The sequence below is a fragment of the Bradyrhizobium sp. 2S1 genome (assembly GCF_011516625.5).
Classification (GTDB): domain Bacteria; phylum Pseudomonadota; class Alphaproteobacteria; order Rhizobiales; family Xanthobacteraceae; genus Bradyrhizobium; species Bradyrhizobium septentrionale.
Genome location: NZ_CP147717.1, coordinates 3,128,167 through 3,148,591, shown reverse-complemented (window position 1 = coordinate 3,148,591; position 20,425 = coordinate 3,128,167). Strand labels below are relative to the sequence as shown.

The 20,425-nt window shown below is 59.4% G+C and carries 20 protein-coding genes and 3 pseudogenes; 14 read left to right on the top strand and 9 right to left on the bottom strand.

Annotation, left to right across the window (positions count from 1 at the left end):
• Window positions 1-204: 204 nt before the first annotated feature.
• Window positions 205-1,008 carry an LssY C-terminal domain-containing protein gene (locus HAP54_RS14850; RefSeq protein WP_166301109.1) on the bottom strand — a complete coding sequence of 268 codons (804 nt, stop codon included), beginning with the start codon at window positions 1,006-1,008 and terminating at the stop codon, window positions 205-207.
• 676 nt (window positions 1,009-1,684) lie between these two features.
• Here HAP54_RS14850 and HAP54_RS14845 point away from each other — a divergent pair.
• Complete coding sequence (locus tag HAP54_RS14845; RefSeq protein ID WP_166307872.1) at window positions 1,685-2,701, top strand: SphA family protein; 1,017 nt, start codon at window positions 1,685-1,687, stop codon at window positions 2,699-2,701.
• 123 nt (window positions 2,702-2,824) lie between these two features.
• On the opposite strand, the pseudogene HAP54_RS14840 reads toward HAP54_RS14845, so the two are convergent.
• Window positions 2,825-2,998, bottom strand: a pseudogene (locus tag HAP54_RS14840) (transposase); the annotation flags it as partial.
• Window positions 2,999-3,592: 594 nt separating this feature from the next.
• A complete protein-coding gene (locus HAP54_RS14835) occupies window positions 3,593-3,874 on the bottom strand; it encodes a hypothetical protein (RefSeq protein WP_166301107.1) in 282 nt (93 codons plus the stop codon).
• A 485-nt stretch (window positions 3,875-4,359) separates the two neighbouring features.
• On the opposite strand from HAP54_RS14835, the gene HAP54_RS14830 reads away from it, so the two are divergent.
• Window positions 4,360-4,527, top strand: coding sequence for a hypothetical protein (locus HAP54_RS14830; RefSeq protein WP_176422243.1), 168 nt, complete (start codon window positions 4,360-4,362; stop codon window positions 4,525-4,527).
• Between the two features lie 50 nt (window positions 4,528-4,577).
• Here the strand turns inward: HAP54_RS14830 and HAP54_RS14825 are convergent, their stop codons facing one another.
• Entirely contained in the window at window positions 4,578-4,793 is a 216-nt protein-coding gene (locus HAP54_RS14825; protein WP_166301105.1) for a hypothetical protein, read from the bottom strand.
• Window positions 4,794-4,985: 192 nt separating this feature from the next.
• Here HAP54_RS14825 and HAP54_RS14820 point away from each other — a divergent pair, with 192 nt between their 5' ends.
• The 4 genes from HAP54_RS14820 (at window position 4,986) to HAP54_RS14805 (ending at window position 7,819) form a co-directional block, all read left to right on the top strand.
• Window positions 4,986-6,329 (top strand): IS1380-like element ISBdi2 family transposase, encoded by a 1,344-nt coding sequence (locus HAP54_RS14820; RefSeq protein ID WP_166204320.1) that lies wholly within the window; start codon window positions 4,986-4,988, stop codon window positions 6,327-6,329.
• A gap of 445 nt (window positions 6,330-6,774) precedes the next feature.
• On the top strand, window positions 6,775-7,014 hold the full coding sequence (locus tag HAP54_RS14815; RefSeq protein WP_166301102.1) for a hypothetical protein: 240 nt from the start codon (window positions 6,775-6,777) through the stop codon (window positions 7,012-7,014).
• A gap of 117 nt (window positions 7,015-7,131) precedes the next feature.
• A complete protein-coding gene (locus HAP54_RS14810) occupies window positions 7,132-7,278 on the top strand; it encodes a hypothetical protein (protein WP_210297541.1) in 147 nt (48 codons plus the stop codon).
• A gap of 13 nt (window positions 7,279-7,291) precedes the next feature.
• Entirely contained in the window at window positions 7,292-7,819 is a 528-nt protein-coding gene (locus tag HAP54_RS14805) for a DUF1269 domain-containing protein (RefSeq protein ID WP_029084302.1), read from the top strand.
• An 847-nt stretch (window positions 7,820-8,666) separates the two neighbouring features.
• Here the strand turns inward: HAP54_RS14805 and HAP54_RS14800 are convergent.
• Complete coding sequence (locus HAP54_RS14800; RefSeq protein WP_166301100.1) at window positions 8,667-8,957, bottom strand: hypothetical protein; 291 nt, start codon at window positions 8,955-8,957, stop codon at window positions 8,667-8,669.
• Window positions 8,958-9,070: 113 nt separating this feature from the next.
• Between HAP54_RS14800 and HAP54_RS14795 the strand changes: the two genes are divergently transcribed.
• Both HAP54_RS14795 and HAP54_RS14790 read left to right on the top strand, forming a co-directional pair.
• Complete coding sequence (locus HAP54_RS14795; protein ID WP_166301097.1) at window positions 9,071-9,223, top strand: hypothetical protein; 153 nt, start codon at window positions 9,071-9,073, stop codon at window positions 9,221-9,223.
• An 805-nt stretch (window positions 9,224-10,028) separates the two neighbouring features.
• Window positions 10,029-10,289 (top strand): annotated as a pseudogene (locus HAP54_RS14790) (transposase); the annotation flags it as partial.
• A gap of 2 nt (window positions 10,290-10,291) precedes the next feature.
• Here HAP54_RS14790 and HAP54_RS14785 read toward each other — a convergent pair.
• Window positions 10,292-11,674 carry an IS110 family transposase gene (locus tag HAP54_RS14785; protein WP_175619428.1) on the bottom strand — a complete coding sequence of 461 codons (1,383 nt, stop codon included), beginning with the start codon at window positions 11,672-11,674 and terminating at the stop codon, window positions 10,292-10,294.
• Between the two features lie 228 nt (window positions 11,675-11,902).
• Here HAP54_RS14785 and HAP54_RS14780 point away from each other — a divergent pair.
• Window positions 11,903-12,778 (top strand): annotated as a pseudogene (locus HAP54_RS14780) (IS3 family transposase); the annotation flags it as partial.
• Window positions 12,779-12,836: 58 nt separating this feature from the next.
• On the opposite strand, the gene HAP54_RS14775 reads toward HAP54_RS14780, so the two are convergent.
• A complete protein-coding gene (locus tag HAP54_RS14775) occupies window positions 12,837-13,034 on the bottom strand; it encodes a hypothetical protein (RefSeq protein ID WP_166301091.1) in 198 nt (65 codons plus the stop codon).
• Window positions 13,035-13,194: 160 nt separating this feature from the next.
• On the opposite strand from HAP54_RS14775, the gene HAP54_RS14770 reads away from it, so the two are divergent.
• Window positions 13,195-14,529 carry an IS1182 family transposase gene (locus tag HAP54_RS14770; RefSeq protein ID WP_166202952.1) on the top strand — a complete coding sequence of 445 codons (1,335 nt, stop codon included), beginning with the start codon at window positions 13,195-13,197 and terminating at the stop codon, window positions 14,527-14,529.
• A 52-nt stretch (window positions 14,530-14,581) separates the two neighbouring features.
• On the opposite strand, the gene HAP54_RS14765 is transcribed toward HAP54_RS14770, so the two are convergent.
• Window positions 14,582-15,283 carry a hypothetical protein gene (locus tag HAP54_RS14765; protein ID WP_166301088.1) on the bottom strand — a complete coding sequence of 234 codons (702 nt, stop codon included), beginning with the start codon at window positions 15,281-15,283 and terminating at the stop codon, window positions 14,582-14,584.
• 191 nt (window positions 15,284-15,474) lie between these two features.
• On the opposite strand from HAP54_RS14765, the gene HAP54_RS14760 reads away from it, so the two are divergent.
• Window positions 15,475-15,678 carry a hypothetical protein gene (locus HAP54_RS14760; RefSeq protein WP_166301085.1) on the top strand — a complete coding sequence of 68 codons (204 nt, stop codon included), beginning with the start codon at window positions 15,475-15,477 and terminating at the stop codon, window positions 15,676-15,678.
• Window positions 15,679-15,736: 58 nt separating this feature from the next.
• Here HAP54_RS14760 and HAP54_RS14755 read toward each other — a convergent pair whose 3' ends face one another.
• Window positions 15,737-16,234 carry a hypothetical protein gene (locus HAP54_RS14755; protein WP_166301082.1) on the bottom strand — a complete coding sequence of 166 codons (498 nt, stop codon included), beginning with the start codon at window positions 16,232-16,234 and terminating at the stop codon, window positions 15,737-15,739.
• A 558-nt stretch (window positions 16,235-16,792) separates the two neighbouring features.
• Between HAP54_RS14755 and HAP54_RS14750 the strand changes: the two genes are divergently transcribed.
• The 3 genes from HAP54_RS14750 (at window position 16,793) to HAP54_RS14740 (ending at window position 20,291) form a co-directional block, all read left to right on the top strand.
• On the top strand, window positions 16,793-17,647 hold the full coding sequence (locus HAP54_RS14750) for a metal-dependent phosphohydrolase (RefSeq protein ID WP_166301079.1): 855 nt from the start codon (window positions 16,793-16,795) through the stop codon (window positions 17,645-17,647).
• Between the two features lie 556 nt (window positions 17,648-18,203).
• Window positions 18,204-18,650, top strand: a complete 447-nt coding sequence (locus HAP54_RS14745; protein ID WP_166301076.1) for a hypothetical protein — start codon at window positions 18,204-18,206, stop codon at window positions 18,648-18,650.
• A 102-nt stretch (window positions 18,651-18,752) separates the two neighbouring features.
• The gene (locus HAP54_RS14740) at window positions 18,753-20,291 is read left to right on the top strand and encodes an OpgC domain-containing protein (RefSeq protein WP_166301073.1); all 1,539 of its coding nucleotides are present in this window, start codon (window positions 18,753-18,755) and stop codon (window positions 20,289-20,291) included.
• Window positions 20,292-20,425 lie beyond the last annotated feature (134 nt).

Genomic DNA, 20,425 nt, shown 5'->3' with positions numbered 1-20,425 from the left:
CCCAACCTACACCTCAAGCGCGTTGCAAAGTACCGGTCGTCAGGCGGTGAAAAGCCGAAGGCAATCCCGCGCGCCTCGTCAGAGCAGATGTGCGGCCACATCAATCGGACTAAAAAAACGCACTCTCACGAATAGGACGGGCTAGAGATGGGGCAGTGGGCGTCGCTGACGGTTCTGCGGCACGCTGCGGGGCGCCACCAAACGTCAGCCAGAGGGTGAAGCCCAGGCGAACATCTTGTCCTTCACCTGGATCAGGGCCGGCACCGGCAGCAGTTTGGCCGGTGCCGCAGCTTTCTCGCCGCGCGCCACCAGCTGGGCCATCCAGATCTCGCCATCGGTGTAATAGGGATCGCCTTCGCCATTGCGGCCGTTCAAGGTCGGACCAATTCCTCTGATCTGATAAATTCTAAGCACCGAACGGCCGAGGTCCAATCCGGTAATCAGGCGGTCACGCTCTTGATCGACGTTTGGTGCAATCTTGTGCGTTACCTGTCCTGTATCGCGGCTCAGGGTTACACCGGTATCGAAGCTCGCCGATCCGAGCCAAACAGGACTGCCATCGGCGCCATTTGACAGCACCAGCCATAACCGGACGTGCTGCCGACGGTCCGCGCTTATCCCCTCTGGCTTTTCGAACGCCAGATCCTCACGTCGTCCGTCGAAGTAGAGCGGGCTGACAGGCGCCTCCTTGTAGGAGCGGTCAAGCAACACGCTGCCGATGATCTCCAGGCTGGTCCGCAACGTAATCGGATCGGCTGGATACCAACCTGCGGCATGAAATGCGAAAACCACATCCTCTCGCGTTCCGATCAGACCGACGTTGATCGGGTCCCCCGGCATGCCCTCGGCCGTCGACGTCACCATCGGCCGCTTTGATAGGCCTGGCTCATGTTCGATCCGAGCCCAGGTTGCAGGCAATATCAGATAGCTGACCAACACATAGATCGAGATCACGGCTAAGGGAAGCCAGAGATAGCGGTGCCCATGTGCCACAAGTGACGGCTTCATGGATGTACCTCCTATGAAGTGCTGACGGCGAGGCGCCCGACGCGGTTGCAGGGGGCTACCCGACAGTTGATAGTACTTGAGTAACACGCCGCGACGGCGTTGCCTTGGTCTACGGCATTCCGAAACGACAAAATTGCCTTAGTAGGTCCTACGTCACCGTCGCGAGACAGGACCCCGAGGTTGGTTTGGGCGAAGGCGTGGCGTTGCTCCGCCGCTTTCCGAAACCATTATGCTGCAGCTGAATCGTCCCATCGCACGCCGCGGCATGCGCTACCCCGGGGATCGAACTGGGCTGTGGCGTTGCCAATCACGGGCCAGCGGCCGAATAAGACGCAGAGCATCTAAGTAATCGCGTCTAGCAATAGCATCAATCCCATCCTCGAACGTGCGGATTAGACGAACTTGCAGGCCCAGGAGAAACAGAGCGTTGGCACAACCTGCATAGTGGCTCCCTGGTCTCAGTATGAACCTTTTTCCTAGCCAATCGAGCCGGGCTGATTTTTACATGGTGAGCCCTGCTTGCTCTGGGTTACGCTGTCACTGGATTCTATTCGGAGGCAACGTGCTTACGGAGTGTAACATGACAGCGGAACTGGTCGTACCGAAAAGAGGGCGGCCGACTTCAGCACATCGACGCGGACTTGGCGTTGCTGCGATCGTCTTGGCGCCTGCGATCATGCTTTCTTCCCATCGTGCGCTGGCCGACGAAGGCGGCATTAGCTTCTGGATCCCAGGCCTGTTTGGGAGCTTGGCGGCCACGCCGCAGCAGCCGGGATGGTCGCTGGCGAATATCTACTACCACACCTCCGTATCCGCCGGCGCCGACGTCGCGCGGGCGCGCGAATTTACGCTCGGCAGGGTTCCGGCCAACGTTACCGTCAACGCAAATCTGAATTTGAATGTCAACGCCACCGGCGACCTTGGCTTTGTGCTCCCGAGCTATGTATTTGCAACGCCAGTGCTCGGCGGCCAGGCGTCAGTGTCCCTCCTGGCAGCCTATGGCGTCGTCGGCACCAGCCTGGCGGGGACCTTGTCCGGCGTGGCCACGGGCCCGTTCGGCAACACCGTTCCCTTCGCGCGGTCCGACACCATCAGCGACACGACATGGGGCTTTGGGGATCTGGCGCCGCAATTCGCATTGCGCTGGAACGCCGGCGTCCACAACTACATGACCTATATCACCGGCGACATCCCGGTTGGCGCTTACCAATCCGATCGCTTGTCGAACCTGGGTATCGGACACGGCGCGATCGACGCCGGTGGCGGCTACACCTATTTCAACCCGCAGACCGGACACGAATTCTCCGGGGTGCTCGGCTTCACCTACAATTTCAAAAATACTGCGACGCAGTATCAAAACGGCGTCGACATGCATTTCGACTGGGGCGCATCGCAATTCCTGTCGAAGCAGGTCATGGTTGGCCTCGTGGGCTATGTCTACAAGGAGCTGGGCTGCGACAGCGGCTCAGGAGACCGTGTCGGCTGCTTCCAGTCCCAGGTGGTTGGCGTCGGCCCCCAGATCGGGTTTCTGTTTCCGGTCGGCGACATGCAGGGTTATCTCAATTTTAAGGCTTACGGCGAGTTCGCTGCGGAAAACCGGCCATCCGGCTGGAACACCTGGGTGACCTTCGCTATCTCGCCGCCCGCGCCCGGAGCGCCTCCGACAACAAAGCCCATCGTCAGAAAATATTAGGATCGACCAACCTGCGGCTTGATCGCTGACCGATAGTTCGGGTGGGCTGCTCGGATCGACCAAAACCCAACGGACCCGTGGTTTTCAACCGTAGCTTGTAAACTCACTAGGTGGCGTGGACACTTATCGCATCCATAGAACGATGGCTGCGAGAGTGACGACGGCAAGGTAATTTCGGGCGGTTTTTTCGAAGCGGGTTGCGACGCGACGGAACTGCTTGAGTTTGCTGAAGCAGCATTCCACGAGATGGCGCTGGGCATAGAGATGCTTGTCGAGCAGATGTTTGAGTGCCCGTGAGGCGGACATCCTGAAGAACATCTTTGGCACGCGCCGTGGTTCCTTGGGAGTTCCCGATTTCCCAAAGAAATCTGAACGTCCGTTAATTTTCCGGGAACGGATGTCGTCACAAATGATTTGACCAACGAGACCGTCGCCCGCCGTCCAACGATGGCGCATATCGCGGGATAGCCAAAGGTCCTATTGGATCCGCTGTTCAATGACACAAGCGCTCGCGCTCGATAGCCCAAAGGCGACGGTCTCCGTTTGATGCACGACAGAACTGGAGTGGCCGCTCGACCTTGATGTCGGGCACCAATGGGGTTTTGCGCAGGGAGGATGCCGTCATGCGAAACTCCATTGACATTGACCACACACATAGTCGCGCAATCGTCCTAGAGATTGGCGAAGCACTACAGGCCTTGTTAGAAATAGATCGAGAGTTACCGGCGAGCCAGAGCACGCAAATCGACCGGCTCCGCCAATCAGAAAGGGAGCCGCAGCAAAACATTGCTGGGTCAACGCGGACACCCCGCCCACCGACGGGCGAATGACTCAGTCGCGCTCCACCGCAGCCTATTGTACTTGCCCGCGTGCTCTACGGGGCTGTCCTTATCACTGAAATAGGAACGGCTCGTCGATCAGCATGCGGTCGTCGTCCAACGGGTCGCCGCACTTATCGGCCGTCTCAAGGCAGACCTTGCCTAACTCGGTGCGCACCTCGAACACGACCCGCTCGATGCTACGCCGGGCCGCAAGATCGCCACGCGGCGCGCACGGCGCAGGCAGGCTCGATAGTGCAGTCAGGCTTACACCAGCAATGCCGTCGATTAGCGCATCGACATCAGACCGGCGCACAAGGTCGCGCCGCTTCTCCATCAGCCGCATCTGCAGCATCTCGGTCTTTACTGCGACGTGTGCGGCACTCCAGGGAAAAGCCGCTAGGGCTATCGGGCAACGTGCGGCCGCTCACAAGGACTGGGTCAATGGCGCCGGCTGCGACGGTGGGCGGAGGAAGAGGTCCATCGCTTTCGTCAGGTGCTCTACCAAGACCGGTGCCATGCGGATCTCATTATCCCAAAGAACGGCCCCAGCGAGCAGGCCTCACCCAATCAGCAACCAGCCGACGCTGACGACAAGTGCGAGGAACGACGCCGCGGCAACGCCGAGGAATCTGTACTCCACTTTGTCCGTGTGTTCCGATCCAGACATGGTGCTCATTATGTATTTCCGGTCGGAAGCTCGCATTAAAATATGAAGGTCAGCCAACTTGGTCTATTTCGCCCTGGACTGAGACCGCCCCGCTAGAAACACTGATTTAAATTGCCGAACATGTTCTGTTTTGCTCAGACGAGGCTCACCGCGTCTGATTTGATCGAGCCATGTTTACAGCAGCAGAATGTCGGGAAAAGGCAGCTGAGAAGCTGGCACAGGCCGAGCGCGATATTGGGCGCCGACAGAAGAAGCTTCAGCTCGCCGCGGAAGCGTGGCTGGTCCTTGCTGCTGTTATGGAAGACTGCCCTACGCATGTGAAAATCTTAGATCACTAAGCAGCATGCACAATTTGACAGAAGTCGAAGGGCGAGGATTGCGAATCGTGCTAAGGCTCCACGATGATCCGGAAGGCCTTCCTCTGTTCGGCCGTAGCCCGGGCCCGATCCAGTGCCGCCGGGTAGATCATCTGCTCGTTGAGCTTGACCTCGTACAGGATCGCGCCGGTCTCCGAAACCAGCGTGAACAGCCAGAACCGGCGCCCGGCTGGCGGGTGCCCATGTTCGCGTTCATAGCGGGCGGTGTAGACTTCGATGTCAGCCATCAGCCTTTGTCCCTTCCGAAGCGTCCGCTGGCCGCGTCCTGCGTGTGGGTGGTGCCAGAGCAAATCACTAGCCCGTCTTATTCGTCAGAGTGCGCCTGAGAGGCTGGCGAGCGTGGTGTAAAGCGCTGATGCGGCGTAGGATTCGGTTGCAAAGCCAACCCCATCACCTCAACCGCGAACGCCAGGCCCGCCATGACCGATGATACGATTCTGCCCTTCTCGTTTCCAGCCGTTCACGCCAAGAAAGTCACAGCTGCCTTCGATGGCGGTCGGCTGACCTCGAACGGGGGCGTGATGCTTCTGGCGATGGCCGAGCGGCGTCTCGGCTTGGCCGACAATTTGGCCCGGGTGTTCCCGGATCGGCGCGATCCGACGCGGGTCGTGCACAGCCTTGTCGATATGTTCCGCGCGCGCATGTTCGCGATCTGCTGCGGCTACGAGGACGCCGACGACCTCGATCATCTGCGGTCCGATCCCGCATTCAAGCTGGCCTGCGGACGGCTGCCGGACACGGGTCGCGATCTGTGTTCCCAACCGACGCTGTCGCGGCTGGAGAATGCTCCGCGCCTGCGCGACGTGATCCGACTGACCTACACTTTGGTCGACGCATGGATGGATAGCTACCCGCGCGAGCCGGCATCCGTCACGCTCGACATCGATGATACCTGCGATGTCGTCCACGGCCATCAGCAGCTCTCGCTGTTCAACGCTCATTATGACGAACGCTGCTTCCTGCCGATCCACGTCTACGACACGGAGAAGAGCCGGCCCGTGGCGGTCGTGTTGCGGCCCGGCAAGACGCCGGGCGGCGTCGAGGTGCGTGCCCATCTGCGCCGCCTGATACGGCATATCCGGACGCGGTGGCACAACACGCGAATTACGTTCCGTGGCGACGGGCACTATGCCCGGCCGGAGGCAATGGCGTGGTGCGAGACCAACGGCATCGACTACATCTTCGGTCTGTCCGGCACCAAGCCGCTCGCCAGAAAACTCGACGAGGCCGCCGACGACATCCGCACGCGACGCGCCATCGAGAACCTGCCGGTTCTGCGTGGCTATACCGAGACGCGCCACAAGGCCAAGTCCTGGGATCGCGAACGGCGTACCGTCGCCCGTATTGAGGCGACGATGCTCGGCCTCGACATCCGTTTCGTCGTCACCAGCCTCGATGTCGGCTCGGCCGAGTGGATCTACGACAGCCTGTATTGCGCGCGCGGCCAAGCCGAGAATCTGATCAAGCTGCATAAGACACAGCTCGCCTCCGATCGCACCAGCTGCCGTTCGGCGCTCGCCAATCAAGTCCGCCTCGTTCTCCACACCGCCGCTTATTGGCTGATGCTGACCGTGCGCGACGCGATTCCCAAAGCCCGGGAATTGGCCACAGCCGAGTTCGCGACGCTGCGTCTTCGTCTCTTGAAACTCGCTGCCCGTGTCGTCGAGACCACGAGCCGCATTCGCCTTGCGTTTGCCGCGGCATGTCCCGAAGCCGACCTGATCCGCGGCTTGCCAGGCGCGCTGCTGCCGCTCGGTCCTTGACCGGCGGGGCGTCCGCCCCCCGTTCGCCCAACCCATCCCTCAAGCGCGTTGCAAAGTACGGGTCGTCAGGCGGTGAAAAGCCGAAGGCAATCCCGCGCGCCTCGTCAGAGCAGATGTGCGGCCACATCAATCGGACTAAAAAAAGCACTCTCACGAATAGGACGGGCTAGTGACCAGCAGTATGGCCGCCGCTGCCGAAGTGATGAGAACTCGACGCAACATAGCGTCCTCCTTCTTGGAGAGAGGGAAGCCGCGGGCACCTGCGCATCGCGGCGACCCCGCGGGTCCTCGAGCCTCGCGCGCGGGAGCTTCGCGCTATTGATCTAGATCAAACCACCAGTTCATCTACGTGAACAACTGCTCCATCACCGTTGCAGTGACAGTTGTAGACACGGGTTGCCTGCTTGAAGGGCTGGAAGCTGGTACGCACCGTATCAAGTTAAGGATGTCGCTGATGAAAGCGCAGGAACCACGGCCTGACATCTCCACGGCTTTGACGGTGACACAGTTTTGCCAAATGTTCGACATCGAGCCAGAGCTGTATGCCGCGCTAAAGCGAACCGGCCAAGGTCCACGCGAGGTCCGCATTGGACACTGCATTTTGATTCCTTCGGAATATGCCGCGCAGTGGCTCGTCAAGGCCGACCCACTGCAGGTGTTCGCGCAGCGCTATCTCTGCGGATGATCAACATCGCGCGTTGGGTCGAGCGCCTGCCGCGCCTTGGCTTTTTTCAATTCGTCCTTGCGCGTGTTGAGCGGTCACGCAAGGAAGCCGACCCGCTCGCCTGCCAGGAACAAGCGCATGCTCGGATTTCAGGGTCCGAAGCAAGGCCTGCCGGACACCAAGGTTGGGACCCTTACGCAGGCGCTCTATGATGAGGCAAAGAAGAAAAACTGGACAGTGATCGGCATGAAGAACGACTGGAAGAAGATTTTCTCGTTCGAGTAGAGGAGCAGAACAGATGAGTGACCTTGTCGTAATTGCATTTCCAACCGAGGCGAAGGCGGAGGAAGTTCGTCAAAAATTGCTGGCCATGCAGAAGGAGTATTTGATCGAACTCGGCGATGCCGTGATCGCGGTGAAAGACAGCAAAGGAAACATCAAACTAAATCAACTGATCAATACCACGGCTGCTGGTGCGGCTACTGGCGCCTTTTGGGGCACGCTGATTGGCCTGATCTTTTTGATGCCGCTTGCTGGTGCTGCCCTTGGCGCCGCGTCCGGCACACTCAGCGGATATTTAACGGATGTCGGCATCAATGACAAATGGATGAAAGAGACTGCTGCCGCCGTTCAACCCGGAACCGCAGCGCTCTTCGTACTGGTGCGCAAAGTCACGGCAGACAAGGTTCTTGAGAGGCTCAAAGGCGAAGGTGGTACGGTGCTAAAGACTTCTCTCGACCACACTAAGGAAGCCGCCTTGCAAGCGGCTTTGGCGGAGGTCAAAGCGGCGGTACCGGCTGCGCCTCCTGATTTGCCTGGCGTTTGAAACCATTGCGACGCCTGCCGACGACCGCTCTCGACATTACCTCAGCCCTCTCTGGCCCAATTTCGGTTTGGGCCCAAACAGGCTCGACGGTGATGCCGCGGGTGAGGTCATTGGTGCGGCTGCCGAGGGACATCGAGGCTAGCGACGTGCGTTGTAGGTGCCATCATTCTTCATTTCGTCGCGTCTTGAGACATCACAGCAACGATGCCCGTTTGGTGAAATCCAAACGAAGTGGCCCCAGCAACCCTTGGAGGCCCTGGGGGCGATTGCTGGGGCCATGGCCAGTCCCGCGTCAGTCGAGATTGGTCAACCCGACCGCACACCCGATCCAGTGGTGAGACAAGCGCGAACTGCAGTTCCGCGCCGAATGCTGGGAAAAAGTGGCAATATTGCCACTTGGACTGCCACCGGATTTACATGCGATATTGTCTGGCGCGCCCTTGCATGAAATTTAGGGCCTGCGGGGGGACAGTTGATGAGCGGGCGTGCGATTGTTCGAAGAGAGCTATGACGCAGCGGGACATCGCTCGGAAGATGGGGCGCACTGAGGCTGCGGTTAGTAACCGTCTTTCGATGATTAGAAAGCGGAAGCGAGGTGGTGCGTTACAACCGAAAACACAACGCCGACCGCTTAAAATGCATGCGGTCGGCGCTGACTCTAGCCCCAGGATGTAAAGTGCAAAATCCTGACGGATAAAATACTGCGCAGGCGCGCATTCGTTTCTTACCTCTGAGGGGTTAGCTCGCTGATCGTTGTTCGTAGGAACGAACGGATACGGCAAGAGTCGGGTTTCCAGCTTCCAGTCGCTCCTCAGCCCCCTGGTAGTAGCGATCCCTGGCGCTGTGACTAACGTCCGGCGTTGGGGTCGCTGGTTATGTTCCGAAGCGAATTCGGAACCACTTTCAGTCGTCTATCCCGCTTAATGACCAGGAGATCGTAGATTGAGCCTGTAATATTTTTGAGCGGTATCCGATATCCGTCTTCGCCTTCGTGGTGGACAGTGTCTTGAGCCACGCGCTGGAAAGCACCTAGGTCGTTCAAACCATTTCCGGCGGGCTGGATTGAGAATGTACTATCATCGACAATTGTAGCGCGGTGCAGCCGCGATCCCTTACGAAGCTTATCGAAGTAGCGCATTCGCATCTTCTCCAGAACAATTCAAATAGCAAAAGCGGCAATCCCTTATTTGGTTCCGTTCCAGCGGAGGAACCAACTTTGGCAGACCGACTTCTGATGAAAAGGAGAGATTCATGGTCAATACACCAGAACGACGCATTGTTGAGACAACTATGGAAGCTCGGCAGGCGGAGCCAGGACCAAGTGTTCTGAAATTGCTAATCGCCAGCCTTGGCCTTGCCGCGGTAACCTTGACGGTTATCTGGATGTTCTTCTTCCGCGCCTGAGCGGACACGCTGGAGTAGCCCGCTCACGATCTCCAAGTTTCTGAAAATGGCACGCGGCCTCCCATGTCATGCCAGTTAGGCGTAACGTGCACCGCGCCGGCCACACCGCAGACCTTGCAGACCAGGCGCCATCCGACGCGCGACCACGGCTGATCCTGCGGCAAGGCTTCCAAACGAACATCCACCATCCGATCGCAGCCGCCATGGCATTTGATGTTGCACGTCACGTGCCCGTCGGCGAGCCAATCCGCCGGGCTACCAGGCGGGAAACTGCGGCCGGACCATTTCGTGTATCGGCGTTGAGGCATCGGCGAATGATCGCGCCGATCGCGTGCAGAGTGAAGCCACTAGAAATTCGGGCTGTCGTCGGGTCGAATACAACAGATTGGTCTGGTTGCCCATCGAGCGCATGGGGTTAGCGGTCATCCGCTGCCGATAGGCCGCGCGCTCTTTGAAGCGCAAACTAGCCTGGCGCCGGCCCCCGGTGAGAAGTTTGGATCACCGACGCTCTCTCGCCTACCGAGACACAGGAGAGAGCGATGCGCTGCAAGCGCTCTATCCCCACTACGTTCCACGAATTCTTGTCCTTGGAAAAGGCGCGGCTGCAAGAGCAACTGAATGCAAGCCATGGACAAGAACGAGAATTGATCGAGAGAAGGCTGTTCCAGATCGAAGCGACGCTCCGAACGAGCCGATGGTGGCATCGACCGACTTACAGAGAGCCGGCCCCGGAATTCTGCACAGGGCGATAAGTGGAGTTTCTGCCTGACAGCGGGCACGCTGTGCCTGCGAATCAGGAGCGACAATGAGCAGAAGAACACGCCGGAACCACACACCGGCCTTCAAGGCGAAGGTGGCGCTCGCCGCCGTGAAGGGCGATCGAACGCTGGCTCAGCTTGCCGAGCAGTTCGACGTCCACCCCAATCAGATCACGGCGTGGAAGGCTCAGCTTGAAAGCAAGGCCGCCGATGCGTTCGGTCCCGGCGGCGGCTCCGGAGCGGAGCAAGCAGCCATCGACGTGAAGTCGCTGCACGCCAAGATCGGCGAACTGACGCTGGAGAACGATTCCTAAGAAACGGCAGCATCTACTTTCGGCTCCAAGGGATGGAGAACAAAGCCGAATGCCTTGGCACGCCGATGCAAATTGTTGACCACTCGCGTCCGGTAACGCGTCTCGTAGGACGAGGCCCCGGGATCGACATAGTCCATTCCGTATCGCACAGCATTGTAGAACAGAACTGCGATCTTCCGGGCCGTGGCGGTCACGGCCTTGGCCTTGCCGATGCGCGCTGAGAGCCGTCTATAAAAGGCGCCGAGCGCAGTGTCTGTACGACCCACGGTCACGGCAGCAAGGCGCAGAAGTGCCGCCGCTCGGCCGCCGGATCGGCGCGTTCGGGACGAGAGCATTTTGCCGCCGGAGACCTTGTTGCTCGGCGCCAGTCCCAGCCAGGAGGTAAAATGCTTTGCACTTGGCCACGAGGAGAGGTCGTCGCCGCATTCAGCGGTCAGCTTCAGCGAGAGGTAAGGACCGAGGCCGTCGATCGCGGTGAGGTCCTTTCCGAGCAACGCGAACAGCGCCTCGCGGACATCGAAAGCTGGAGCGTTCGCCTGATCGGTTCGATTCCGACGCCGCGAGACCCGCGGCGCTGATCCGTGGCCATGCCCCCGATGGAAGCTCAGTTCCTTCAACACGGCTTCAATTCGGGCGTCGCAGGCAGATGCCTTCTCGTGGTAGGCGTCGTAAAGCGCAAGTGCCTGCTCGAGCGCAAACAGATGCTCGGCGCGGTAGCTTCCGGTGAGCGCCTTCGCGATCGTCTCGGCGCTGGAGCGGCAACTATAATGGCGCAAGCACGCCAGCGCCTCAGGATCGCGCTCGCCGGCAAGGATCGCCCGTATGATACGCAGGCCGGTCACGCCGGTGATGTCGGTGACGACGTGGTGCAGCTGAAGATTCATCTCCGTCAAGGCCTTCTGCATATGCTGGATGTGTGAGGCCGCGTACTCCAGCAGACGCTCGCGCTGACGCACGTAGGCTCGCAGCTCGGCAATCTGCCCTTTGGGCCGAAAGCTGGCCCGCAGCAACCCGAATGAATGGAGCCGCTGCAGCCATTGCGCATCGCTGACATCGGTCTTGCGCCCCGGCACGTGCTTGGCATCGCGCGCGTTGACAAGAAACACGTTAAATCCCCGGGCATCGAGAAGCTCGAAGATCGGAATCCAGTAGACGCTGGTCGATTCCATGACGACAGTCTCGACGCCGCATTCAGTAAACCAGTCGACTAGCCGATGCAGATCAGCCGTGAAGGTACCGAAGCTGCGGACTGGCTCCGGTGCGCGATCTGCCCTCACGGCAGCCATGTGCATAGTCGCTCCGACGTCGATGGCAGCCGCGTCCGGGTGCACCATCTGCATCTTACCTCCGTTCCTCGACTTCGATCTTTTGGGGTTCATCTCTAATCCTCCTGCTGACGGCGGCGGAAGGGCTGGGCTGCGCTATACGTCAGATTCCTAAACGGGATCGCCGGATGGCGTCACCACTCTCAAGTGCGCGACAACCCATGGACCAGGTTTTTTAACGGGGTCACGTGCCACCAAAATCGTATCGGCCGCTCCCTCCCGGTCGGCAATCTAGCGCCGGTCCGTTTCTATCCCACAGGGGGAGCGCATCGCCGCGCATAGTTTTTTAGAAGGAGCGCTCACCAAGGCGGGATTGCTGAGCGCAAAGCGATGATCGACCGTGAGCACGAGCTGTCGATCACCAGGCAGGCGGAGGCTTTGAACATCAGCCGCGGCAGCGTGTACTACCTGCCGCGGCCGGTGCCGGACGCCGACCTTGCGATCATGCAGCGCCTCGACCGGCTGCATCTGGAGTTCCCTTTTGCCGGCTCTCGCATGTTGCGAGGGCTGCTGGCTGCCGATGGGTGCAAGATCGGCCGTCGGCATGTGAAGACGTTGATGCGGCGGATGGGGATAGAAGCGCTCTATCGCCGTCCACGCACGACAAAGCCCGAGCCGGGCCACAAGATCTACCCGTACCTGCTGCGCGGGATGGAGATCACGCGGCCGAACCAGGTGTGGGCGATGGACATCACCTACATCCCGATGGCGCGAGGCTTCGTCTATCTGGCGGTTGTGCTCGACTGGTTCAGCCGCCGCGTGCTGTCGTGGCGCGTATCGATCACCATGGAGGCGGCGTTCTGTGTCGCGACGCTTCAGGATGCCCTGGCTCGTCACGGCAAGCCGGACGTCTTCAATACGGATCAGGGCTCGCAGTTCACCGGACAGGCTTTTAACGGCGTGCTCGCCGACAACGGCATTGCGATCAGCATGGACGGCAAGGGAGCCTGGCGGGACAACGTGTTTGTCGAACGGCTATGGCGCAGCGTCAAATACGAGGAGGTGTATCTGCGGGCCTATGACAGCGTCAGCGAGGCCCTCGCGTCGATCGGCCGATACCTCGACTTCTACAACGGTCGGCGCCCGCATTCGAGCCTTGACGGCGTCACCCCCGATCAAGCCTACTTCAACCCGCTGCCACTCCGCTTGGCAGCCTAACCATGGCAGAGGCTCCACTTATCGACGCGGAAAATCTGTTCAGACAACCGGAGCCAGCTCAGTGTGTCGCCCCCATGCGGGCTTCCACGCATTCAGGAAACAGCGTGCTCTGCCCACGGTCCGCACCCTCAATGAAGCGCTTCATCGCGCGGGAATCATAGCGCGCCTCAAGCGCAGCGTTTTCACACAGCCAGGTCAGAAGCCGACCACGGCGGCCCGCTTGACCTTGGTCGGCTTCCCTCTCCAAAGCGGACATTGCAGCCTTCTGAGCGAAGGTCGGCTACGGGGCCAGGAGCAGACATTAGCTCACTATTCAAGCGCGCTGCTGCCGGTGAGCGGGTTTAGGCGCACATACCTAGGAGCTTGTCTGGATAGTCGCTGTTCAAATCTGGTCGGGTCTGATTCAACATTGGGCGATGAGCAAGTATTTTCGGCCTTGGAACATCGATCAGACGCTGCTTCTGCCGCCGAATGTGCAGGACTTCGTGCCGAAAGGCCATGTCTCGCGGTTTATGGTTGATCTGGTGCGGGAGAGCCTCGATCTCAGGGAGATCATGGGCAGCTATGTGAGCGGGCTTGGGCAGCCGCCGTTTGATCCGCGGATGATGGTGGCGCTGCTGCTGCATAGCTATGCGAGTGGGCTGTATTCGTCGCGTCGGATTGCCAAGGCCTGCCGGGAGCGGAACGATTTTGTGATGATCGTGGCGCTGGATGCGCCGGATTTTCGGACGATCAGCGACTTTCGCAAGCGACATTTGAAGGCGCTCGGCGCGCTATTCGTGCAGGTTCTGAAGTTGTGCGAGACGGCCGGGCTGGTCAAGCTCGGTCATGTCGCGCTGGATGGTACGAAGATCAAGGCGAACGCGTCGAAACACAAGGCGATGAGTTATGAGCGCATGAAGAAGCGCGAGGCGGAATTGAAGGCCGAGGTCGCTCGCATGCTGGCGGCCGCCGAGGCGGCGGATGCCTCGGAGGATGAGACTTTCGGCAACAGCGACGAACTGCCGGACTGGACCGTCGACAAGCAGAAACGGCTGGCGAAGATCCAGCAAGCGATGGCGGCGCTGGAAGCGGACGCCAAACTGGCGGCGGAGGAAGAGCGCCGCATCGAGGCCGAAAAGGAACAGCAGCGCCAGGCCGAAGGCCGCAAGAAGCCGGGCAAACCGGCGGCGCTGCCATCGGAGGAACCCAATCCCAAGGCGCAACGCAACTTCACCGATCCGGAAAGCCGCATCATGAAGTCGAAGGATGGCTTCGTTCAGGCCTATAATGCCCAGGCGGCCGTCGATGCACATGCCCAGATCATTGTCGCGCAAGAACTGACCCAGCACGGCAGCGATCAGGGCCAGTTGGTGCCCCTGATCGAGGCCATCGAGAGCAATCTTGGCCGCAAGCCGCGGCAGGCCTCAGCGGATTCCGGCTACTGCAGCGAAGCCAATCTCGAAGCGCTCGACACACGCAGCATCGATGGCTATGTCGCGCCCGGACGCGCCAAGCACCCGACAGTAGCGAACGGAAAAGTCGGCGGCCCGCTGACACAGGCCATGCGAAAGAAGATCGACGATGGCGGCTTCGAAACACCCTACCGATTGCGAAAGCAAGTGGTGGAGCCGGTGTTCGGGCAGATCAAACAGGCAAGAGGCTTCCGCCAGTTCCTGTTGCGGGGCATCGAGAAAGTGCGCGCCGAGTGGACAATGATCTGCACCGTCCATAACCTCCTCAAGCTGTTCAACCTCGCAAACGCAGCCTGAGCCTGCTACTCTACAACAAATGCCCGTCACGAAAACATATCTGGACGGGCTCCTATGCGAACTTCTTCAGTACCGCGCTGAAGCGAACGCTGCGCTTGCCGACCAGCGCAGTCGCTTCCGCGATCGCGCCTTCGTCGGTGTAGGTGCCAGAAAAGCCGATGCCGACCTCGTAGCCGCCGAACAGCGGCCGCTCGCCCACGCTTGGCGTGTGCTCGTGATTGACGAGCTCGCCCTTCCACCGGCCGTTCGCACTGATGTAGGCGCCGATGTAATCGAAGAACGCGTCGCCACCGTGGATCCGGCCGTCGTGCAGCATCATGACGCCGGTATTTCCGCCAACGATACCATCAAGCATCCGAATGTGAATGGAATAGAGGCCGTTGCTGATGCCGCCTTGTCCGACTGGCGTGATGGGCGGTGCGGCCTCCTCGGTGATGGGGGTCATCAACGCGTAGAAGGCAACGCCAGGCAATTGCGGCGCGCCACCTTCAAAATGATATTGCTCGCCCTGCTGCCGACCCTCGAGCGTCAGCGTGACCATGTCAGTCTTCAACAAAGGTTGGAAATTCGGATCGTTGTTGTGGCGCAACGTCAACATCTCAGCCAATACCTCGCCGCCAGCAGACTCCTTGAAGGTGCCGACGAATGCGAAGGCCGAACTGCCGCCCATCATCTTGCCGTCATAGAAATAGAGGACGCCACGGCGGGAACCGTGCACCGTATGCATTTCGACCTTGTAAAGTCCCTTCAGCATTTCCGCTCCGGCCCGAAATCCTGGCCTGCGGGCTGTTCTCCGCCACGCCATAAGACCGATTTCATCGCGCCTGGGCTGAACTTCAACACGGCCTGGCGCTTCCTTCGCGTCGATGGAAGTTACCCCCCGCGGCGATATAGGCGATAAGGGGAATATCGCTTGTTGAAGTAGATCAAACGAGAAATGTCACGATGTCCGAGTTGGGTCAAACTGAGAAGAACTCAGTGCGAGCAAATGTTTTCCGCTTTGCCCTCGAACTCAGACATCGCGCGATGCTGTCGGCGCTTCGCATTTGTGCCAATCGCGAGCAAAGTGCGCCGCAGCAAACTGCGCTGGCGATCACCTCATCGACACCAACATGCGGCACAGTGAAGCCAAGCATCCGGGCGGTCTGATAATGACAACTCGAACTTGGTCGACTGCACCACGCCACGGCTGGGAGTTGGGGCCGCGCTACGCCCTTTGGGACGGACCCATGACGCGTTTGACCACCATGGCCGCGATGCCCGCGAGCACGGCCTTGGCCATCGGGGATGTCAGGATGTCGGTAATCGGACTTGATCCTGACGCTTGCTCCTCAGGCTGGGCGCCGCCACCGCCGAGCATATCCCGGAGCTGCCCCGGCTTCTTATGCAGATCGGTAAGCACTTGGCCCAGTTCCTTCGGTTCGGGCGCCACATTTCCCGGCAGCTTTACGCCACGCGCCGCGGCTCGGTCCTGCAGCATCTTCACAAACTCCGCTCGCTCTTCCGGCGACAGCTTACTCAGCGCCTCTTGCGCTGCCTGAGCGTACTGGTCTGGCGGGACGGCGTGTGACACTTCACCGTACCGCTTCAGAACCTCTTGATCGGAGTAGCCCTGGGAGGGGTCCCCTTGTTCGTATCGACCAACGAAATCGCTGTACTCTTTCTGGCGTTGCCCACCGGCGAGGAACTCGTCAAGCATTCCCATGTGCAGCACTCCTTTGCGCGATGAAAGAATGTTTTGGGCCATAGATTTTGATAATTTCCCCGCCCTCAAATTCGAAGTTCGCGGATTGCAGTAACCACGCGCCCGTCAAACGAAGCATGGAGTTCACCCCGGATTGTTTGCTGTTGAAATGCTTGGCTCCCGTCGACAGGTGGTCAGATAAAGAAAGCAAGTGCAGGGCAAACTCCCAGCACGACAATGCCGATGCGAAAGAAAATTTCTGACATAGAGCAATCCTCCGGTGCTTGCTAAATCAAGCACGCGGCTCAGCTCTCGTCTGAGCAAAATTGCTCACTCTTCCTCTCTTGCAGGGGAGCGCCCGACTACATCGTAAGGATGACAATTAGGATCAGCACGGAAAGTGCGATTGTGGCGCAACCGGCTATCGTTATGCCGTCCCATTTCATGCTTTGAACGCTGGAACCGTTGCGGCCGTTCGTTGATTTGGGGTCAAGAACGAATAGCGTCCCATGGAAATTGATGGGGCCAAGCCTGTTTTGACTATGACGCGAACCACAGCCGGACCGGAGAGGTGCCGATATGATCACGATTCCGCAACTGACCGCACAAGCCTTGGGTTCGTTCCTATCGCGAGAAACAGAGGGCCAGTTCCGCTCCTCCCATTCCGATCTGGCGAAACTGCTGCCCTTTGCTGCAAGACTGACGATGGAGTGCATTGGGAATAGCGATGCACTTTACCACGATATCGAGCACACCATGCTCGTGACGCTCGTTGGGCACGACATCCTGGCTGGGCGGGCGCTGCAGCGGACCGTCACGGCCGACGATTATGCGAATTTCATCTTGGCCTGCCTCACCCACGACATCGGATATGTCCGCGGCATCGTCCAGGGCGACGAAGATGATGCCTATGTTGCGGACCTCAAGGGCCGGAAGGTCCAGTTGCCGGTTGGATCATCCGACGCCGCGCTCGCGCCTTACCATGTCGACCGCTCAAAGCTGTTCGTGATCGAGCGGCTCGACGGCGTGGAGGAAGTCGACGCGGCTCGAATTGCCCGGGCCATCGAGTACACGCGCTTTCCCTATACAACGACACCAAAGGCCGACATAGACGATCTCACCGAAGAGGAAGGATTGCTGTTGCGCGCCGCCGATCTGATCGGCCAGCTCGGCGACCCCAATTACATGCGGAAGTCGAATGCGCTGTTCTACGAGTTCGAAGAGATCGGGCTGAACAAGACGCTGGGTTACGCTACGCCCGCCGATATCGTTTATAAGTTCCCGCAGTTCTACTGGACCAATGTCGCACCGCAGATCCAGCTTGCGATCCGCTATCTGAACATCACGTCCCGTGGCCGGCAATGGATCGCCAACCTGCACAGCAATGTGTTTCGGGCAGAACGCGAATTGAACTTGTCGGGGCCGCAGCGATAGCAGTTCGAGCTAAGCGCGTCGCATATCGGCACGCTAGCCCAAATTGCTGCTTGCCAATGTCTGCTTCGCGGTCACTCCACAACCGCGCATTCCCGCGATAGCCTCAGCAGTTGTTTGAAACCTCCACGCGTTCATAATTCGTGAGTTGTGTTTACCCTTGATAGGCCCATGGTGCCTCAACCGATAAGGTCGCGTGTGGCCGAATTCGACATCCGCCAATGGATGCCACGTTTCGCATCTCGCCGTCACGCGACTTGTTTTGGCCGCTCGGCAACGCAGTGACACGCGACGGTTCGAGCCGAGTTGACACGGTTCCAAAAGGCGTTAGTCAGCCCGACCATCCAGCTTTTTCACGACACATCGGCGCAGCTGCTTGAACCCGTCGCCATTGGTGCTGCACTACGTCAAGCTACTGCTCGTCGAAGTGTAGGCCTCGCCGCAGGCAGTCGCAGCGATCAGTGTTGTTCGCGAAGTGCCATATTTTGTCAGGTTTCTGTGGGCCTCGCGACGCCGCGATGTCCACCAATGTCTCGATCTCCGGGAGTGGAGAGACATGATGAGGCGTTCGCTCAATTTTTTCACGGTGGTTGCGGCGAGCTTCGTCGTCATATTGCAGGCTGCCTGGTTTGTTCTGGATCCTCATCTGCCTTTTGAGCAGGCGAACGCCACTACATCAACAGGCGTACCATCCGGGGTATTAGCTCCCGAGCCTTTCAAAAAGGGCTACGCAGCCAACCAAACGACGACGCGGATACTTGCGCAGGATCAGGCCGGGCAGCTCGCTTTTTGGACCTCCGTTCTGAAAAAGAAAAAGCAGGCTTGCGGTGTGGTTGTTCGGAACGTGTATCAAGGCGGCACCGAATCCGGGATCGATAGCTGGAGCATTCGCTGTCGGGACGGTAACCAGTATTCGATAAGTCTTAGCCCGGACTGGCAGGGCTCTGAGGCGGAGGTTCCGGCTTCAGGTTGCAATGGAAACGCTTTCATCCGAAGTGCTGATTAGCGCCCGTCCGACGAGGAGCATCTCAGCGCGCGCAACATCGTCTCTGTACGCCAGCAGCTTTCCGCTGCGGCGGTCGCCTCGTCGCCAACCGCGAGTTTGAGCATGACGATGACCCGATCGCGGCGTGAAACGGTGCTTTTCAAGCACCCATTCCGGATCGCAAGCGTCGAGCGACTGTTACCGGCGGGCTCATACGAGGTTGTTACCGACGAAGAGTCGATGGAAGGCTTGTCATTTCCGTCCTTTCGGCCCGTTGCCACCATGATGATGGTGCCAGCGCCGCCGCCCAGCAGCTCCGTCGAGATGATAAGGATCAGTTCGATCGATCTAGCCGATTCTCGGGAACCGATGCGATGGCGCTCCGACAGTGAAGCACCTGTCGACCTCGACAAGGATCGCGGGGCCGCGTCGAGGACTGACGTCCGACGGACACTGGCGGAGATCGAACGCATTGCCAAGGTGTTGCGCGGCCGGCATCGGCAGCTCGAACCTAAGCTACTCGCGACACCTGCGAAGCCACTGGTGCCCGCACTGCCGGAGCTGAAAGTGCCCGGCCGCGACCTGCGCATCGATGCTTGCCGCGGAATTGCGCTCTGGTGCATCTTTCTCGACCATGTCCCGAACAACATCGGAAGCTGGCTGACGCTGCGGAATTACGGCTTCAGCGATACCGCGGAAGTGTTCATGTTCGTCTCGGGTGTGACCTGTGCGCTGGCCTACGGCAAGGCGCATACGCGCGGCGGCTGGACCGGCGTGATCGGCCGGACGCTGCGGCGAAGCTGGGACATTTATGCCGCATTTCTGCTGCTCACGCTTGCTTGCGCCATCGTGGTTTACCTCGCAGGCGGCGGCCGGCTTGCCGACGAGACCAATACGCGCGTTCTCTTGGAATATCCGGGAGCGACGCTCGCGCGTGCGGCGATCCTGCAATACCGTCCCGTCAACACCGACGTCTTGCCGCTCTTCGTGGTTTTCCATCTTTTGTTCGCGCCACTGCTGTGGCTGCTGCTGCGAGTGCCGAACGTAGCGCTCGGCGCCTCGCTGCTGCTTTATTCGCTGGTGCACGTCTTCGGCTGGACCGTTCCGGCGGGGCCGAACAACGTTTGGTTCTTCAATCCGCTGGCCTGGCAGGTGCTGGTTGTACTTGGAGCGTGGTGTATCATGGAGGGCAAGAGGTTCCGGCCGTGGATGACCTCACGCACGGCGCTTGTACTTGCCGTTCTCTATCTGGCTTTTAGCCTGACTATCGCATTGGGTTTGAGCATCAAACCACCGGAAGTGCTTGTCCCACAAACCCTGGCGAAGCTGCTTTACCTGGTGGACAAATCGGATCTCGATCCTTTGCGATTGCTGCATTTTATTGCCCTTGCTATTTTGGCGGTATGGCTCGTGCCTCGCACTTGGCGAGGGCTGACGACGCCAATGATGCGCGGAGCGATCTGCTGCGGCGAGAACTCGCTGGCAATCTATTGCCTCGGCGTTCTGCTGGCGCTCGCCAGCCATATAGCGCTGGTCAACATCTCGGATGGACTCGCGATGCAGATCGCGCTCAGTTTCGCTGGCATCCTGGTGATGATCGCGGCCGCAACGCTGCTGAGCTTGATTAGGATCAAACCAAGGCAGCAATCACCATTGGCGTGAGGCACTGAGAATGGCAGCGAAAGGCGCAGGAAGTCACCGATATCCCCGGCATTTCGCATTTGGGTCAATCGCATCGACTTGACGGGCGATCAGCTACTTCCGGTCTAGACCAGTCAACGCGCCAAGCATTCGTC

Coding starts and splice junctions, on each gene's coding strand:
- HAP54_RS14850 (WP_166301109.1), bottom strand. CDS start 1,008: ATGAAGCCGTCACTTGTGGCACATGGGCACCGCTATCTCTGGCTTCCC.
- HAP54_RS14740 (WP_166301073.1), top strand. CDS start 18,753: ATGACGATGACCCGATCGCGGCGTGAAACGGTGCTTTTCAAGCACCCA.
- HAP54_RS14830 (WP_176422243.1), top strand. CDS start 4,360: ATGTTTACAGCAGCAGAATGTCGGGAAAAGGCAGCTGAGAAGCTGGCA.
- HAP54_RS14785 (WP_175619428.1), bottom strand. CDS start 11,674: ATGAACCCCAAAAGATCGAAGTCGAGGAACGGAGGTAAGATGCAGATG.
- HAP54_RS14765 (WP_166301088.1), bottom strand. CDS start 15,283: ATGCTGAAGGGACTTTACAAGGTCGAAATGCATACGGTGCACGGTTCC.
- HAP54_RS14745 (WP_166301076.1), top strand. CDS start 18,204: ATGAGGCGTTCGCTCAATTTTTTCACGGTGGTTGCGGCGAGCTTCGTC.
- HAP54_RS14755 (WP_166301082.1), bottom strand. CDS start 16,234: ATGGGAATGCTTGACGAGTTCCTCGCCGGTGGGCAACGCCAGAAAGAG.
- HAP54_RS14815 (WP_166301102.1), top strand. CDS start 6,775: ATGTCGCTGATGAAAGCGCAGGAACCACGGCCTGACATCTCCACGGCT.
- HAP54_RS14800 (WP_166301100.1), bottom strand. CDS start 8,957: ATGCGCTACTTCGATAAGCTTCGTAAGGGATCGCGGCTGCACCGCGCT.
- HAP54_RS14795 (WP_166301097.1), top strand. CDS start 9,071: ATGGTCAATACACCAGAACGACGCATTGTTGAGACAACTATGGAAGCT.
- HAP54_RS14825 (WP_166301105.1), bottom strand. CDS start 4,793: ATGGCTGACATCGAAGTCTACACCGCCCGCTATGAACGCGAACATGGG.
- HAP54_RS14810 (WP_210297541.1), top strand. CDS start 7,132: ATGCTCGGATTTCAGGGTCCGAAGCAAGGCCTGCCGGACACCAAGGTT.
- HAP54_RS14845 (WP_166307872.1), top strand. CDS start 1,685: ATGCTTTCTTCCCATCGTGCGCTGGCCGACGAAGGCGGCATTAGCTTC.
- HAP54_RS14760 (WP_166301085.1), top strand. CDS start 15,475: ATGTCCGAGTTGGGTCAAACTGAGAAGAACTCAGTGCGAGCAAATGTT.
- HAP54_RS14820 (WP_166204320.1), top strand. CDS start 4,986: ATGACCGATGATACGATTCTGCCCTTCTCGTTTCCAGCCGTTCACGCC.
- HAP54_RS14805 (WP_029084302.1), top strand. CDS start 7,292: ATGAGTGACCTTGTCGTAATTGCATTTCCAACCGAGGCGAAGGCGGAG.
- HAP54_RS14835 (WP_166301107.1), bottom strand. CDS start 3,874: ATGCTGCAGATGCGGCTGATGGAGAAGCGGCGCGACCTTGTGCGCCGG.
- HAP54_RS14750 (WP_166301079.1), top strand. CDS start 16,793: ATGATCACGATTCCGCAACTGACCGCACAAGCCTTGGGTTCGTTCCTA.
- HAP54_RS14770 (WP_166202952.1), top strand. CDS start 13,195: ATGAGCAAGTATTTTCGGCCTTGGAACATCGATCAGACGCTGCTTCTG.
- HAP54_RS14775 (WP_166301091.1), bottom strand. CDS start 13,034: ATGTCCGCTTTGGAGAGGGAAGCCGACCAAGGTCAAGCGGGCCGCCGT.